We start from the raw sequence: 15484 nt of genomic DNA on the forward strand, positions 1-15484 counted from the left end.
CAGACGGTTCGTGCCGGTCAGGCGGATTGGCGACGGATGATCTCAAAGCCGATGTCGTGCACCATGGCCGGCTCGGGACTGGCGGCGAAGCGGCTGAGCAGGGCATTGGCGGCGGTCTGTCCGAGCACCTGCCGGTCGATGCGCACGCTGGTCAGCGCCGGGGCGGTGCTGGCGGCAAATTCCTGGTCGCCGAACCCGATCACGGCGACATCCCCGGGTATTGACAGCCCCCGCGCCGAGGCCTCCACCAAAGCGCCCTGGGCGAACTGGTCCGAGCTGCAAAAGATAACCGAGCCGGGCGGCAGCTGCCGCTCGAGCAGCTGCCCCAGAGCCTCGCGCCCGAGCCCCAGCGTCGCGGGAGCCGAGAAATCCACCGGCAAGACCCTGGTGCCGGTCAATTGCTCGAACCGGCCGGCAAATGCATTGCGCCGGCGCACGGCGCGCTCGTCCCCGGCGGTGATGGTGGCGGCATGGGCATAGCCGGCGCCAAAGGCGAAATCGGCCGCCGCGCGCCCCGCCTCAAGGTGTGAAAAGCCCACGCAGCAATCCACCGGCGTGTCCGAAACATCCCAGATTTCCACCACCGGAATGCCGGCATTGTGCAACATGCGCCGGGCCGCCGGTGAATGGCGCACCCCGGTCAGTAGGATCGCGTCGGGCCGGCGCGACAGGTGCGTGGCGATGGCCTTTTCCTCACGCTCGAGCTCGAATCCGGTCTCGGACAGCATGATCTGATAGCCCCGGTCCCACATGATCTCCGAAAAGGCATGCAGCACGCTCGAATAGACAATATTGGTCACCGAGGGGACGAGCGCCGCGATCAGGTTGGACTTGTTGGAAGCCAGCGCCCCGGCCACGGCATTGGGCACATAGCCGGTGCGGGCAATGGCGTCCTGGATGCGCTCCAGCGTCTCGCGCGACACTTTTCCGGGCGAAGACAGCGCCCGCGACACCGTCACCTGCGACACCCCGGCCAGGCGCCCGACTTCGGCCATGGTGACGCCGCCACCGCGCTTTAATTGACCGTGATCTCGGGTTTTGTTTGCCATGGCATGCTCTTAGAGCGTTTTCAAGAAAAGTGGATACCACTTTTCTGGTTCGAAAACGTGACCATTCAACAACTTAGAGCCCTTGTTCTGATCTAGTCAGAACGAGGGCTCTAGCGGATGCCCCCAATCACGCCAAGGGTGGCTCTCCGGCCGCTTGCTGCCGGGAGCGCCGCGCCATGAGGACCGAGATGGCGACCGAGCCGATGATCAGGACCCAGAGCACGACCGCGATCGGGCTCTTGGTGAAGAAGATGGTCAAATCGCCGAAGGATTCCAGGCTCTTGACGAAATAGATCTCGGCCGAGGGCCCCAGGATGAAACCGATGATGAAGGGCGCGATTTCGAGTTTCAGCTTGGTGGCGAGCCAGCCGAAGACGCCGAAGATCAGCAGGGTCCAGACATCGAACATGATGCCGTAATTGATGGTATAGGCGCCGATGACGCACATCATCAGGATGATCGGGTAGAGGATGTGCTTGGGCACCGCTACCACCATGGCGAACCAGCGGATGGCAAAATACATCATCACGAACATGGCCAGGTTCGCCACGATCATCGCCACGATCATGGCGTTCCAGGTATCCCCGTTATTGCCGATGAACAGCGGGCCGACCTGTATCCCCTGCAGGGCAAAGGCACCGATCAGCAGCGCCGTGGTGCTGTCGCCGGGAATGCCCAGCGATAGCAGCGGCACCAGCGCACCCCCGGTCAGCCCGTTATTGCCGGCCTCCGAGGCCATGATGCCGCCCGGCTCACCCTTGCCGAAGCGTTCGGGATGCTTGGACGTGGTCTTGGCCGCGGTATAGGAGAGGATGGAAGCGGCCGAGCCGCCGACGCCGGGCAGGATGCCGACAAAGGTGCCGATGCCCGAGGACCGCACCAGGTTCAGCACCTGTCCCTTGAACACCGAGAACGAAAAGCGCGAATGGGCGCCGACCTTGATCTGGTCGAGCGACATGCCCTTGGGCATGCCCTTTTCGGCCTCATCGAGAATGGCCGTCAGCCCGAAGAGGCCGATCAGGACCGGCAGCAGTGAAAAGCCGCCGTCGAGCCAGTAATCGGTGCCCGGCGGAATGAGCCGGAAATGCCCGTTGCCGCCATCGGTGACGTCATAGACCCCGATCAGGCTGACAAAGATGCCGAGAAACCCCGAAAAGATGCCGAGCAGCATATTGCTCGACAGTGCCGCCATGACGGTCAGCGCGAACAGGATGATGAGAAATTTCTCGACATAGGAAAAGCGGATGGCGAAGTCGGCCAGCGCCGGCGCGAAGAAATAGAGCGCTGCCAGCGAAATCAGGCCGCCCACCAGCGAGGCGATAATGCCGATGCGCAGCGCCTTCTCGCCCTCGCCGCGCTGGGCCATGGGATAGCCGTCAAAACAGGTGGTGATCGAGGAGGGTGTTCCGGGAATGCCGAGCAGGATCGCCGGCACCAGACCGCCGGAAATGCCGCCGACATAAAGACCGAGCAGCAAAGCGAGGCCGTTTTCGAGCCCCAGCGAATAGGTCAGCGGCAGGCAGATCGCCACCGCCATGGTCGCGGTCATGCCGGGAATGGCGCCGAAGATGATGCCGACCAGCGTGCCGCCGATGGCCAGCATCACAAAGAGCGGGGAGATGAGCGAGAGGAAGTCCATGGTCTGATCCTCTCCGGCTCAGGGCAGGGTGAGATAGAAGATATCGCTGAACAGCCACCACACCAGCAGCGGGCCGGCGACGGCAATGATCAGCACGGGAATGATGTTGCCCAGGGTCCGGCTGTGCATGAACAGGATGCCGGTCAGCGCGACGAAGGGGATGGAACAGAGCAGAAAGCCCATGCCGGTATTGGGCCAGATGTCGCCCACCGGCACCATGAGCAGGAAATAGAGCACGGTCAGGCCCAGCCCACCCAGAAAGCGCGCCTTGTCCATGCGCGCAAAGGTCTCGCGCCACATGGCACCCGATCCCAGCACTGCGCGGCGCTGCGTGATCAGGATTGCCGCCCCCAGCACGATCAGCACGATGCCAATCAGTGTCGGGAAGATGAGATGCGAAGTCGCGAAATCGACCTTCACACGGGTCCATTCACCCATGACCAATATCCCTGCTTGTCATTGGAAAGAGCCCGGCGGAATAACCGCCGGGCCCGGAGACATGCGGCCTATTCGGCCTTGAGGTCTTCGATGATGCCCCCGATCCGCTCGCTCTTGGCGCTCAGGTGCTCCAGGGCCTCGGCGCGCGGCAGATAGTTGGGGATGAAGAAGGCCTCGGCCTGGCGCTTCTGGATCTCGCCGGCGGCATAGACTTCCTCGAGCGCGGTGTCGATGGCGTCCATCAGGGCCGGGTCCATGTCCTTGTTGAACAGCAGGAAGAATTCCTTGTCGAACACGAAGTCTTCGCTGCCGTCCAGGGTGACGCTGGTGGCCGGGCTTGCAAACTGCATGAAGTCGGCCCGCGTCGTTGCGCCCATGCCCGCTTCAGGCGCCTGTTCCAGCGTTGCCGGACGGGCGGTGATCCACACGAAGCGCATGGCCTTGGGATCGTCGGCCGGCAATTGGGTGAACTGCTCATTGGCCTGGATCGAGCCGTTGATCACATCGGCCAGGTCATCCCACATGGCCTGGTTCTTGTCGGCCTGCGAGCCGGTATTGACCGCCACGATATTCTCTTCCGAGCCGGGCGCGCGCACCTTTGCCGCATTGCGCATGGCGGTGAAGCCAATCTCGGACACGCCGCCGGGCTGGATGGCGACGCGGATCTGCGTGCCCTCGGCTGCCGCAGTCAGGATGTCATCCATGCTCTGATAGGGCGAGTCGGCCGGCACGAGGAAGCTGTCGCCGGGATTGATGGCGACGGTCGGACCCACGACGTAGTTGGCAAACGGATCGTCATTGCCCGGCACGCCATAGAGATAGGACAGGTAGATCTGGTCGTGATGCAGCATGATCGTGGTGCCGCGGCTGTCGCGGTCGAGCGCCTTGAGGCCCTCGCTGGTGCCCACCGGGTCGACCTTGATATTGATGCCCAGATGCGCGGCCAGCGCTTCGGCGACGATGGCCGAGTTCTGGTAGGTGTCGCCACCGGTCGAGGTCGAGCCAATCACCATGCGGATATTGCCGGGCAGGTTCTGGGCCTGTGCGGCAAGCGGCGTGGATACGAGTAGCGCTGCGCCAAAGGCAGCAAGAAGCGTACGACGGTTCATCGTTTCTGATCCTCCCTAGCCGCGACAAGGCGGCAATCGAACTGAACGGCGGATCGTCCTCGCGATCCGGCCGTTGCGATTACGCAATGTATGCGCATACACATATGTCGCGCAACTTGCTTGCCGCTGTCAAGACGCCACAAAATCCAAGCCTGTCATAAAGGCGTGCCAGTTGACAGGGCTTGATGTATACGCATACACAATGACCGCAAATGGAGGAGCCAATGGACCCGAAAGTCCGCAAGAAAGCCGCCGAATTGCGGTCAGCCCGGTGGTTTGCGCCCGATGACCTGCGCAGCTTCGGTCATCGCTCCCGCATGATGCAGCTGGGCTATTCCGAGGACGACTTCATGGGCAAGCCCGTGATCGGCATTCTCAATACCTGGTCCGAGCTCAATTCCTGCCACAGCCATTTCCCCGAGCGGGTCGCGGCGGTCAAACGCGGTGTCCTCGCGGCCGGCGGCTTCCCGGTGGAACTGCCGACCCTGTCGGTGGACGAGAGCTTCACCAAGCCGACTTCCATGCTCTATCGCAACCTTCTGGCCATGGAAGCGGAGGAAATGATCCGCTCCCACCCGCTCGACGGCGTGGTGCTGATGGGCGGCTGCGACAAGACCACGCCGGGCCTCGTCATGGGCGGGATAACCGCCGGCGTGCCCATGATCTACCTGCCCGCCGGCCCCATGCTGCGGGGCAATTATGCCGGCAAATCGCTGGGCTCGGGCTCCGACGCCTGGAAATACTGGGACGAGCGGCGCGCCGGCAATGTCTCGGATGACCAGTGGCGTGGCCTGCAGGGCGGCATTGCCCGCTCGGCGGGTGTCTGCATGACCATGGGCACCGCCTCCACCATGACGGCCATCACCGATGCCATGGGCCTGACCCTGCCGGGCGCCTCGTCCATTCCGGCCGTGGATTCCGCCCATAGCCGCATGTCGGCCGATTGCGGCCGCCGCGTGGTCGACATGGTCTGGGAAGACCTGACCCCGAACCGCATCGTCACCGCCGCCTCGGTGCGCAATGCCGCCATTGTCGCCATGGCCACCGGCTGCTCGACCAATGCGGTGGTGCATCTGATCGCCATGGCCCGCCGCGCCGGTGTCGACATGTCGCTCGACGATCTCGACGCCCTGGGCCGCGACACCCCGCTGCTCGCCAATGTCCGCCCCTCGGGCAAGGAGTATCTGATGGAGGATTTCTACTTCGCCGGCGGGTTGCTGGCCCTCGAAAAACAGATCGCCGATCGTCTCGATACCTCAGCCATCACCGCCAATGGCAAGACGCTCGGCGACAATATCGCCGAGGCGGTCGTCTATAACGACGATGTCATCCGCCCACTTTCGAACCCGGTTTATCACGAGGGCTCGCTGGCGGTTTTGCGTGGCAATCTCTGCCCGGATGGCGCCATCATCAAGCCAGCCGCCTGCGATCCGAAATACTATGTCCATGAAGGACCGGCGCTGGTCTTTGACTCCTATCCGGAGATGAAGAAGGCCATCGACGATGAAAATCTCGACGTGACGCCCGATCATGTCCTGGTCCTGCGCAATGCCGGGCCCCAGGGCGGTCCGGGCATGCCCGAATGGGGCATGCTGCCCATACCCAAGGCGCTGATCAAGCAGGGCCATCGCGACATGCTGCGCATTTCCGATGCGCGCATGTCCGGCACCTCCTATGGCGCCTGCGTGCTGCATGTCGCCCCCGAAAGCTTTGTGGGCGGCCCCCTGGCACTGCTCAAGACCGGCGACATTGTCCGCCTCGACCTGCCCAACCGGCGGCTCGACATGCTGGTGGCCGAGGCCGAAATCGATCGGCGCCGGGCCGCCTGGCAGCCCCCCGCCCCGCGCTTCGAGCGCGGCTGGGGCTGGATGTATTCCAAGCACGTCACCCAGGCCGACAAGGGCTGTGACTTCGATTTTCTCGAACGCAATTTCGGCCAGGCCGCCGGCGAACCCGACATTTTCTAGGAAACACTCATGATGGCCCTCACCCTCGAACAGGCCCTGACCGGCATTTCCGGCATCCTGGTCACGCCCTATGACGAAAAAGGCGATGTCGCCCCGCAAAAGCTTGCTCCCATTCTCGATCGGGCGCTTGGGGCGGGCCTGCACATGCCGGTGGTCAATGGCAATACCGGCGAATTTTATGCCCTGACCACCGAGGAAGCCGCGATCATGGTGCGCGACGTGGTCCGGCTGGTCGACGGACGGGCCCCGGTCCTGGCCGGTATCGGCCGGGGCGTGCGCGATGCCACCGCGCTCGCCAGAATTTCGGCCGAGGCAGGCGCCACCGCGCTCATGGTGCACCAGCCGCCCGATCCCTTCGTCTCGCCGCGCGGCATTCTCGACTACCTGAAGGCTGTTGCCGACGCCTCGGGCGGCCTGCCGATGATGCTCTATCTGCGCAATGACGCCATCGGCACCAAAGCCATTGCCGATCTCTGCGCCCTGCCCCAGGTCAAGGGCATTAAATGGGCCACGCCCAATCCGCTAAAACTTGCCGAAGCCAGGGCGGCCTGCGACCCGGATCTGGTCTGGGTCGGCGGCCTGGCCGAAATCTGGGCCCCCGCATTCTACGCGGTTGGCGCGCGCGGCTTCACCTCGGGCCTCATCAATGTCTGGCCCGAACGCTCATTGGCCATCCATGCGGCGCTCGAAGCGGGCAATTATGCCGAAGCCAATGCGCTCATCGCCGGCATGAAGGCGTTCGAGGAAATCCGCGCCGAGGAAATGAACGGCACCAATGTCACCGGCGTCAAGGCCGCGCTCCTGGCGCTGGGCCGCGATTGCGGGCCGACGCGCCCACCCTCGGCCTGGCCCCTGACCGGCGCCCAGCAGGCCAAGCTCGACGCCTTCATCGCCCAGAACAAGCTGACTTAAGGACCTTTCCGATGGACACCGCGCTGCGCGACAAGCTTCTCACCGTTTCGGTAGCCACCCTGGCCACGGCCCTGTTCAAGCGCGGCCTGCGCAATCAGGTCATCCAGGGCGTGCATCCGGTGCGGGCCAAGGGCGTCAACATGGTCGGCCCGGCCTATACCCTGCGCTACATCCCCGCCCGCGAGGATCGCAACCAGCTGGCCGAATTCCGCAATCCCGAGCATCCCCAGCGCGTCGCCGTGGAATCCTGTCCTGCCGGGCATATCCTGGTCATGGATAGCCGCAAGGACCCCCGCGCCGCTTCGGCCGGCGATATTCTGGTGACCCGCCTCATGGTGCGCGGCGTGGCCGGCGTGGTCACCGATGGCGGCTTCCGCGATGCGGCGACCATTGGCGGGCTCGATATTCCCGCCTATCACAGCCGCCCGTCCAGCCCCACCAATCTCACCCTGCACGAAGCGCTCGACCTCAATGTGCCCATCGGCTGCGGCGACGTCGCGGTTTTCCCCGGCGACATCCTCGTCGGTGACGAAGATTGCGTCATCGTCATCCCAGCGGCCATCGCCGCGGAGGTGGCCGACGAGGCCGTGGAAATGACCGCCTATGAGGATTTCGTGGTCGAAAAGGTCAAATCCGGCACCCCCGTCATCGGCCTTTATCCGAAAACCAAAGACGAATTCACCGGCGAATTCGAGGCCTGGCGCAAACAGAACGGGCGCTGATCTGCCACCCAAGAGCGTCTCACCTGTGAACTGATCTCGTCTCCAGGCACCCCACCTCCCCCTTGATGGGGGAGGTAGCGGCGCTCGGCCCGCAGGGCCGTAGCAAAGCTGGGTGGGGGTGTTTCCGGCCCCGCCTCTACAATCCCGCTTCTGCCGCAGAGCAGAAGGCAAAAGCGCCTCTCGCAAGGTCAGTTCTGCGGTGACTTGCTCTTGAGCAAGCCCGTGATCAGCCCGGCTTGCCCATGCGCCCGGCTGCGCGGTCAAAACCCTGTGCAATGGCATCGCGCATGGCGGCGCGGGCCCCGGCGGGGTCGCGATCGCGGATGGCCTCGGCAATGCGCCGGTGCACGCCGACGGTTTCGATCAGCGCTTCGGGCTCGTTGACCGGCGAGGAAATGGTGAAGGCAGCGGTCAGCGCCATTTCGACCAGGGCGCTGATCGAGGCCATGAACGGATTGCCCGAGGCTTCGGCCACCACCTTGTGGAAGTCGAGATCGAAGCGGGCAAAATCCGCCGGGCTTTCGGCCCCGGCCATGCGCTCGACCGCCGCGATCAGCCGCTCGGCCTCTTCGTCGCTGCGCCGTTCGGCCGCCAGCGCCGCGGCCTCGATCTCGATGCCGATCCGCACCTCGGCAAGGCTGCGCAGGAACCGCACATCCGGGCCGAGTTCGAAATGCCAGGCCAGGACGTCGGCATCGAAGAGGTTCCAGCGGTTGCGCGGCAGCACCCGCGTGCCGATGCGGGCCCGGGCCTCGATCAGCCCCTTGGCCGCCAGGGTCTTGAGCGCCTCGCGCAACACCGTGCGGGACACCCCGAAGCGGTCGAGCAATTCGCTGTCCGAGGGCAGGATGGCGCCCTCCGCATACTGGCCCGAGACGATGGCGAAACCCATTTCCCACAGCACGTCGGAATGCAGGTTGCGCGCCGGATTGCGCCCGGACAGCGCGGCGATGAGATCGCCGGAGTGACGTGTGCGTATGCCGGATTTGTCCATGCCGTTCCCCCCGGGCCGCCGGATAGGGCGACCAAATCACAGGTCCATTAGTATGACAATAACGCGCCAGCACAAGGCTGGACAGCCGGGCATCGGCCGCGCCATGTTCCCCTCAATTGAGGATTCGGATCAAAGGACCATGCCACCATGACCAGCACCCAGACCATCGATACCGTGCTTGCCGCCGTGGACAAGGGTCTGGACCAAAGCCTCGACCGGCTGTTTCACCTTCTCCGCATAAAGTCAATTTCCACCGATCCGGCCTATGCCGCAGAATGCCGGAAGGCCGCCGACTGGATCGCCGCCGAACTGAACAGCCTGGGCTTTGCCGCCTCCGCCCGCCCCACGCCGGGCCACCCTGTCGTGGTCGCGCATGGTCCCGAACAGGCGGGCCCCCATGTCCTGTTCTATGCCCATTATGACGTCCAGCCCGTCGATCCGCTCAATCTCTGGCACTCCGATCCTTTCGAGCCGCAGATCGTCGAAAAGGCCGGCCGCAAGGTCATCGTGGCGCGCGGCGCCTCCGACGACAAAGGCCAGATGCTGACCTTCATCGAGGCCTGCCGCGCCTGGAAGGAGGCCACCGGCGCGCTCCCCGTCCGCGTCTCGCTGATGCTGGAAGGCGAGGAGGAAAGCGGCGGCAAGAACCTGCCGCCCTTCATGAAGGCCAATGCCGAAGAGCTCAAGGCCGATATCGCGCTGGTCTGCGACACCGACATGTGGGACCGCCAGACGCCCTCGATCACCACCATGCTGCGGGGCCTTGTCGCCGAGGAGATCGAGATCATCGCCGCCGACAAGGACCTGCATTCCGGCATGTTCGGCAATGCCGCGCGCAATCCCAACCAGCTCCTGGCCGAGATCATCGCCAGCCTCCGCGCTGCCGATGGCTCGGTCACCCTCAAGGGTTTCTACGACGACGTCGCCGAAATCTCCCCCGAACTGCGCGCCCAGTGGCAGGGGCTCGGCTTCGACGAAAAGGCGTTCCTGGGCGATGTCGACCTGTCGGTTCCCGCCGGCGAACAGGGCCGCTCCGTGCTCGAGCAGCTCTGGGCCCGCCCCACCTGCGAGATCAACGGCATGAGCGGCGGCTATACCGGCGACGGTTTCAAGACCGTCATTCCCGCCCGGGCCAGCGCCAAGATTTCCTTCCGCCTCGTCTCGGGCCAGGACCCCGAAAAGATCCGCGCCGCCTTCCGTGCCCATGTCGAGGCCATGCTGCCCGCCGACGTGACGGTAAAGTTCACCCCCCATGGCGGCTCCCCGGCCATCACCGTGCCCGCCGATGGCGCGCTCCTGCGCCAGGCGCTCGATGGCCTCACCCATGAATGGGGCAAGCAGGCGGTGATCACCGGCGCCGGCGGCTCCATTCCCGTGGTCGGCGATTTCAAGCGCATCCTGGGGCTCGACACCCTGCTCATCGGCTTCGCCCATGTCGACGACCAGATTCACTCGCCCAACGAGAAATACGACCTCGAAAGCTACCACCGCGGCATCCGCAGCTGGGTACGCGTCCTCGGCGCTTTGGCACAAGGCTGAAGGGCGCAACGTTGCCCTCGCTTGCACAATGCTGCCCTCGGGCGTGACCCGAGGGCCACGTCCCGCAAATCCAATCATAGTGGCCCTCGGATCAAGTCCGAGGGCAGCGCCGGATTCCGACTAAACCAGCCACACCGCGATGATTGCGATCACCGCCGGCACCGTCTGGATGAAGAGGATTTTCCGGCTCGACGTCACGGCGCCAAAAATCCCGGCCACCGCCACGCAGGCGAGGAAGAACAGCTGGATCTGCCAGGCCACGGCCGGATCGGGATGCACCAGCCCCCAGACGAGGCCCGCCGCCAGAAAGCCGTTATAGACCCCCTGATTGGCCGCCAGCACCTTGGTGGCGCGGGCAAAATCGGGGCTCAGCCCAAAGGCCTTGTGCCCGCGCGGGCTGTCCCACCAAAGCACTTCGAGCAGCATGATATAGACATGCAGCAGGGCCACCAGCCCCACCAGGATCATGGCAATGATGGCCATCTCAACCTCTGATCTTGTATTTGTCGACGCGGCCGCCCATCTCGACCAGCCGGTCGATCAGCGGCAGAATTTTCGGCCCCTCGACGGCGCAGAAGGATGGATCATCATCGATCGCGTCGAAGGCCGGCTTGTAATAGTCGTCGTCATAGGCGCCAGTATCGAGCCCCAGATGCTCGGCCAGCTGGTCGGCGGCATCGACCACGAAGCGCCATTCCGAGTCGGTGCTCATGTGATCGGGGCAATTGACCCCCGCGACATTGGCCCAGACCAATTCGTGCAGCAGCCCATCCTGTTCCGCCGCGCTGAGGCCGGACATGTCGGGCGGCGCCGCCGCTGCCGGCATCACCAGCAGGGCCGCGAGCATCAGGGTCAGCATGGATCGCATCATCGTTCCTCCTCGCCCACATTGGCACGCGCCGGGCAGGCCCGCCAGCCGCGTCAGGCCTCCACCGCCACGTCCAGCGCCAATTCGACCATGTCCTTGAGCGAGGTCTGGCGGGCCTCCGCATCGATCTCCTCATGGGTGACGAGGCAATCGGTCATGGTGCAGATGGTCAGCGCCCTGACCCCGAACCGCGCCGCCAGCGTGTAGAGCGCCGCCGCTTCCATTTCCACCGCAATCACCCCGTGATCGGGCAGCTTGTCGTAACCGGCAAAGCCATCGGCATGATAGAAAATGTCCGAACTCAGCATATTGCCGGCATGGAATTTCAGCCCCTTGGCATCGGCCTTGTCGGCGGCCGACCGCAACAGCCCGAAATCGGCGATCGGGGCGAAATTATAGGGCCCGAACCGGCCCTTGACGATGGAGCTGTCCGTGGTCGCCCCCTGCGCCAGCACCACGTCGCGCACCTTGACCTTGGCATTGAGCCCGCCACAGGTGCCGACGCGGATCAGCGATTTCACCCCGAACGTGTTGATCAGCTCATGCACATAGATCGACAGCGACGGCTGGCCCATGCCCGAGGCCTGTACCGAAACCGGCCTGCCCTTCCAGGTGCCGGTATAGCCAAGGCAATTGCGCACCGAATTGACCAGGCGCGGCGCCTCGAAAAACGTTTCGGCGATCCATTTGGCGCGCAGCGGGTCGCCCGGCAGCAGCACGGCCTCGGCATAGTCTCCGGGCTTGGCGTGATTGTGCGGCGTGGTCATGTCCCTCTCCGTTTTTGTCCATTTGGTCAAATCATTGCCACTCCCACCCTGTCCTGACAATCCCGGCCTGGGAACCCTTTGCCCCGATCATGCACTATGGTCTTGACGCAAATCCCCCTGGGCCCCATTTACGGCCCGCCGCAAGCAGGAGGCAGGAACACCATGGTCGCGAAGATTTTCATCGATGGCGAAGCCGGAACCACGGGCCTGCAGATCCGCGAGCGTCTGGCCGGCCGGCGTGATCTCGAGGTCATCTCCATCGCCCAGGACAAGCGCAAGGATCAGGACGAGCGCAAGCGCCTGCTCAATGCCGCCGATGTGGCCATCCTGTGCCTGCCCGACGACGCGGCAAAGGAAAGCGTGCGGCTGATCGAGAATGACACGACCCGCGTCATCGATGCCTCCACCGCCCATCGCGTGGCCGATGGCTGGGCCTATGGCTTTGCCGAAATGGATGCCGAACAGACCGCCGAGATCGCCAAGGCGCGCTATGTCGCCAATCCCGGCTGCTGGCCGCAGGGCCTGATCGCCGCCGCAAGGCCGCTGGTCGAGGCGCGGCTTTTGCCGGGCGATTACCCGCTCTCCTATCACGGCATTTCCGGCTATTCCGGCGGCGGCCGCCAGATGATCGAGGATTATGTGGCCGAGGGCGACAAGGCCAGCCAGTTCATGCCCTATGGCCTCACGTTCAAGCACAAGCACCTGCCGGAAATGGCCCATTACGCAAAACTCGGCCGCGCCCCGCTGTTCGAGCCGGTGGTCGGCAATTTCGCCCAGGGCATGACCACGAGCCTGCCCATTCACACCGACATGTCCGCCGAAATCCCCACCGGCAAGGACCTGCACGCGGCCCTGAGCGATTTTTACGCCGCCATACCCGACAGTTTTGTCCGCGTCGCCCCCTACGACGAGACCCTGGCCAAAACCCCGGCGCTCGACCCGCAGGCCCATAACGGCACCAATACGCTGACCCTGCATGTCTTTGCCAATGACGCCGCCAACCAGGCCGTCATCTGCGCCGTCTACGACAATCTGGGCAAAGGCGCCTCCGGCGCCGCCGTGCAGAACCTCAACATCATGCTCGGCGTCAACCCCCGCGAAAGCCTCGAGGGGTAACGGCAGCGGTTTTGAAGAAAAGTGGACACCACTTTTCTCCCCTTGCGTCCCCCCGGCGATCGAAACCGCAACCCATCAAAGACTGAGCGCGCCCGCTCCCCGCGCGCGCCTCACCACTCTTCGACCTACTCGCACCCTCGCCCTTCCCCGCCTACACCCTCCCCCTTGAGGGGAGGGTAGTGCACTAGGCCTTCAGGCCTTAGCGAAACTAGGGAGGGGGTGACTCCACCGGATGACCAGGCCCACCTTGGACTTGTCACCTCCCCCGGATCCGGTACCGGCCGATATGGGGTGGGGAGCGGACGGTCTGGTGCTGGCGGAGTTAAGTAAAAAGCTGACATAGGTCGCTTGCCATATTCGAGGCTGGTAGCAGACCAGGAGGTCTCAGGATCTGAAGGAAGAAAAGCCACCGGGACCTTCTCGCCAATGGCTGCCTGCTGTACCACCGTCAACATGGTGACCCGCTCCGCCCACTTAAGGGAAGGTGATCAGGGTTTCCGGCTGCAGAGGGCGCTTTCTTGTTCCGGTAATGCGCTGCCAGTCCACTCGCTCCTCGAAATCAAAGGCCGCTTCCGGCGGACTATCGGGAATGAAGTAATGTACGTACACAAATTCCAATGGCTTGCCCCTTGGATCAAAGCGTTTCAGGCTCTTGAGTATCCGCTCTATCCTTGCTGCTTCAGAAGCGTCTCCCTCGACCGCTTCTAGTCCCACATGAATGATCCCAGGCCTGTCCTTGGGAAGCTGGTCCAGAGCCTGAGAGAGTTTTGCGACGACGTCTTTTGCCTTGGCGTTCACCGATGCTTCCGCCGAGCATTTCCATCGCAGGATCAATGCCTGATCGCATTTGCTCATATAGCGGGGCGAACCGTCGACGCTAAACTTGATGGCTTGCAGGTGACTTTCGTGTCGACGGTAGCGGCCGGTTAGAAGCTTTATGACCAAGGTTCCAGCAGCAAGGATTTCATTATCTTCAAGCGCTGTTTGCAGGGGCTCTAAGTCAAGATCGCCGATCACACCGACTGCCATTTCGTCCTGCCAAAGAAGGGAGGGATTGCTCGAATCGAGCCAGTCACGAGCCTTATCGATGAGGTAGCGGTCGGGAACGTCAGACAGTGGAACCTTGAAGTCGACGTTGCCGAAAACGCTTCGTCCCAAACTGGCCATTAGGTCCGATGCAGGATACCATAAATGACGCATCCGCATGCGCTCGGCCTCGCCGTATTCGCTCGTTTCCATCCGCTTGCATTCTATTGCGTAAGTCACACCTTCCAGAGTGACGTCCAAGTCATGCGCCTTTTCCCCTCGAGGCTCTTCCTTGAAGGCCACGGCTGCACCGCGCCGTCGGTATGCTGCGGCAACTAACAATTCGAACATCCCGCCGTTGGGTTGCTTTCGCTCAGGACCGACAAGTCGTCTGACGCGACTTTCTAAGCCGGGCACATCAAGGAGCAGGGGCAAAGATCGGCCAATTTCGCGCAGGACGGGAACAATGCGTGAAGCATACATGGGTTCGGAGTTCCATAAGTGGTCAAGCACTGCCTCTGCTTGGAAAAGATACCATCCGAACATATCCGTAGGGTCGAAGAACCGTCCTTTCTCGTCACCGCTATTGTCCCCGATGGCCGAAGCGTGAAGCCGGACAAATGCAGCGATGCGGCGACGTTCCCAATCGTCGCCAATATAGCTCTTCAACCAGTCGACTGCCCGTCGCAGATCCCTGTCGTCCTGCCAAAGCCTAGGCTCGGGCGAGCGAAAGAGTTCCGGTGGCAGCGGCACCGGCTCTCCACGTGCAAGCCTTCTCAGGTCGTCGGTTGTTAAAGGCACGGGTTTGTCCTGGTCGAGCAGCGGTCGCAGAGATAGCAAGTCCCATCAGGCGGATAACTTGCACTGACGGCCCATCCAGGCCGGTTAGAATCCAAGAACGAGCAAACGATCGTCGTCGACGGCAGCTTCTGTGAAATTACAAAGCTTTGTCAAATGACCGCAATAGGGCCGGCACCCGCCATGGAGCTGTGCCCGCTTACCATAGGGCGCCCCTTGGCGTTTCGACTGTGCTCAACAATGCCCTGCGGGGATCAACGGCGGGGCAAACGGGCATTCATGTGCCGGTGCAGAGCCGAACTGCGTCTTCCCCCTCATGGCTTGCTACAGAGCCGATTCACTCCCTTAAAAGCAAAGGGTGGCAGCTAAGTCATTCAAATCATTGCGTCTGGGTGGGACACAACCCTTCGAAGGTCAGGGCACATCATCAGTCGTGCGTGTAACGTTTGGATCCCAGGTTTCCGGGGGCTTTTCGATGGCGACTTGCTACGCATCGTGTGATCTTAGACGAAGAATTTTGCGATGGTCTGCGGATGTTGC

At 63.2% G+C, this 15484-nt stretch carries 14 protein-coding genes; 5 read left to right on the plus strand and 9 right to left on the minus strand.

Going from position 1 to position 15484, the window contains the following annotated elements; all coding sequences use genetic code 11:
• Nucleotides 1-17: 17 nt before the first annotated feature.
• The 4 genes from KIT02_RS12015 to KIT02_RS12030 form a co-directional block, all read right to left on the minus strand.
• On the minus strand, nucleotides 18-1049 hold the full coding sequence (locus KIT02_RS12015) for a LacI family DNA-binding transcriptional regulator (RefSeq protein WP_297578006.1): 1032 nt from the start codon (nucleotides 1047-1049) through the stop codon (nucleotides 18-20).
• Nucleotides 1050-1176: 127 nt separating this feature from the next.
• Nucleotides 1177-2688 carry a tripartite tricarboxylate transporter permease gene (locus KIT02_RS12020; RefSeq protein ID WP_297578008.1) on the minus strand — a complete coding sequence of 504 codons (1512 nt, stop codon included), beginning with the start codon at nucleotides 2686-2688 and terminating at the stop codon, nucleotides 1177-1179.
• A gap of 18 nt (nucleotides 2689-2706) precedes the next feature.
• Entirely contained in the window at nucleotides 2707-3126 is a 420-nt protein-coding gene (locus KIT02_RS12025; RefSeq protein WP_297578010.1) for a tripartite tricarboxylate transporter TctB family protein, read from the minus strand.
• 68 nt (nucleotides 3127-3194) lie between these two features.
• The gene (locus KIT02_RS12030) at nucleotides 3195-4235 is read right to left on the minus strand and encodes an ABC transporter substrate-binding protein (RefSeq protein ID WP_297578012.1); all 1041 of its coding nucleotides are present in this window, start codon (nucleotides 4233-4235) and stop codon (nucleotides 3195-3197) included.
• A 224-nt stretch (nucleotides 4236-4459) separates the two neighbouring features.
• On the opposite strand from KIT02_RS12030, the gene araD reads away from it, so the two are divergent.
• From araD to KIT02_RS12045, 3 genes are read left to right on the plus strand one after another with little or no spacing between them, the layout of a single operon-like run.
• Nucleotides 4460-6202, plus strand: a complete 1743-nt coding sequence (gene araD, locus KIT02_RS12035) for an L-arabinonate dehydratase (RefSeq protein WP_297578014.1) — start codon at nucleotides 4460-4462, stop codon at nucleotides 6200-6202.
• A 12-nt stretch (nucleotides 6203-6214) separates the two neighbouring features.
• Nucleotides 6215-7114 (plus strand): dihydrodipicolinate synthase family protein, encoded by a 900-nt coding sequence (locus tag KIT02_RS12040; RefSeq protein ID WP_297585259.1) that lies wholly within the window; start codon nucleotides 6215-6217, stop codon nucleotides 7112-7114.
• An 11-nt stretch (nucleotides 7115-7125) separates the two neighbouring features.
• Entirely contained in the window at nucleotides 7126-7836 is a 711-nt protein-coding gene (locus tag KIT02_RS12045) for a ribonuclease activity regulator RraA (protein ID WP_297578016.1), read from the plus strand.
• A 226-nt stretch (nucleotides 7837-8062) separates the two neighbouring features.
• On the opposite strand, the gene KIT02_RS12050 is transcribed toward KIT02_RS12045, so the two are convergent.
• The gene (locus KIT02_RS12050; RefSeq protein ID WP_297578018.1) at nucleotides 8063-8830 is read right to left on the minus strand and encodes a FadR/GntR family transcriptional regulator; all 768 of its coding nucleotides are present in this window, start codon (nucleotides 8828-8830) and stop codon (nucleotides 8063-8065) included.
• A gap of 147 nt (nucleotides 8831-8977) precedes the next feature.
• On the opposite strand from KIT02_RS12050, the gene KIT02_RS12055 reads away from it, so the two are divergent.
• Nucleotides 8978-10369 carry a M20/M25/M40 family metallo-hydrolase gene (locus tag KIT02_RS12055; protein ID WP_297578020.1) on the plus strand — a complete coding sequence of 464 codons (1392 nt, stop codon included), beginning with the start codon at nucleotides 8978-8980 and terminating at the stop codon, nucleotides 10367-10369.
• Nucleotides 10370-10489: 120 nt separating this feature from the next.
• Here KIT02_RS12055 and KIT02_RS12060 read toward each other — a convergent pair whose 3' ends face one another.
• The 3 genes from KIT02_RS12060 to deoD are packed head-to-tail and all read right to left on the minus strand — an operon-like array spanning nucleotide 10490 to nucleotide 12004.
• Nucleotides 10490-10846 (minus strand): DUF1304 domain-containing protein, encoded by a 357-nt coding sequence (locus KIT02_RS12060; RefSeq protein WP_297585261.1) that lies wholly within the window; start codon nucleotides 10844-10846, stop codon nucleotides 10490-10492.
• A 7-nt stretch (nucleotides 10847-10853) separates the two neighbouring features.
• Nucleotides 10854-11240, minus strand: a complete 387-nt coding sequence (locus KIT02_RS12065; RefSeq protein WP_297578021.1) for a hypothetical protein — start codon at nucleotides 11238-11240, stop codon at nucleotides 10854-10856.
• A 50-nt stretch (nucleotides 11241-11290) separates the two neighbouring features.
• A complete protein-coding gene (gene deoD / locus KIT02_RS12070) occupies nucleotides 11291-12004 on the minus strand; it encodes a purine-nucleoside phosphorylase (RefSeq protein WP_297578023.1) in 714 nt (237 codons plus the stop codon).
• A gap of 162 nt (nucleotides 12005-12166) precedes the next feature.
• On the opposite strand from deoD, the gene argC reads away from it, so the two are divergent.
• On the plus strand, nucleotides 12167-13120 hold the full coding sequence (gene argC, locus KIT02_RS12075; protein ID WP_297578025.1) for an N-acetyl-gamma-glutamyl-phosphate reductase: 954 nt from the start codon (nucleotides 12167-12169) through the stop codon (nucleotides 13118-13120).
• 474 nt (nucleotides 13121-13594) lie between these two features.
• Here the strand turns inward: argC and KIT02_RS12080 are convergent, their stop codons facing one another.
• Nucleotides 13595-14899, minus strand: coding sequence for a transposase (locus KIT02_RS12080; protein ID WP_297578027.1), 1305 nt, complete (start codon nucleotides 14897-14899; stop codon nucleotides 13595-13597).
• Nucleotides 14900-15484 lie beyond the last annotated feature (585 nt).

The sequence above is a fragment of the Devosia sp. genome (genome assembly GCF_025809055.1).
In the GTDB taxonomy this organism is placed as follows: Bacteria; Pseudomonadota; Alphaproteobacteria; order Rhizobiales; family Devosiaceae; genus Devosia.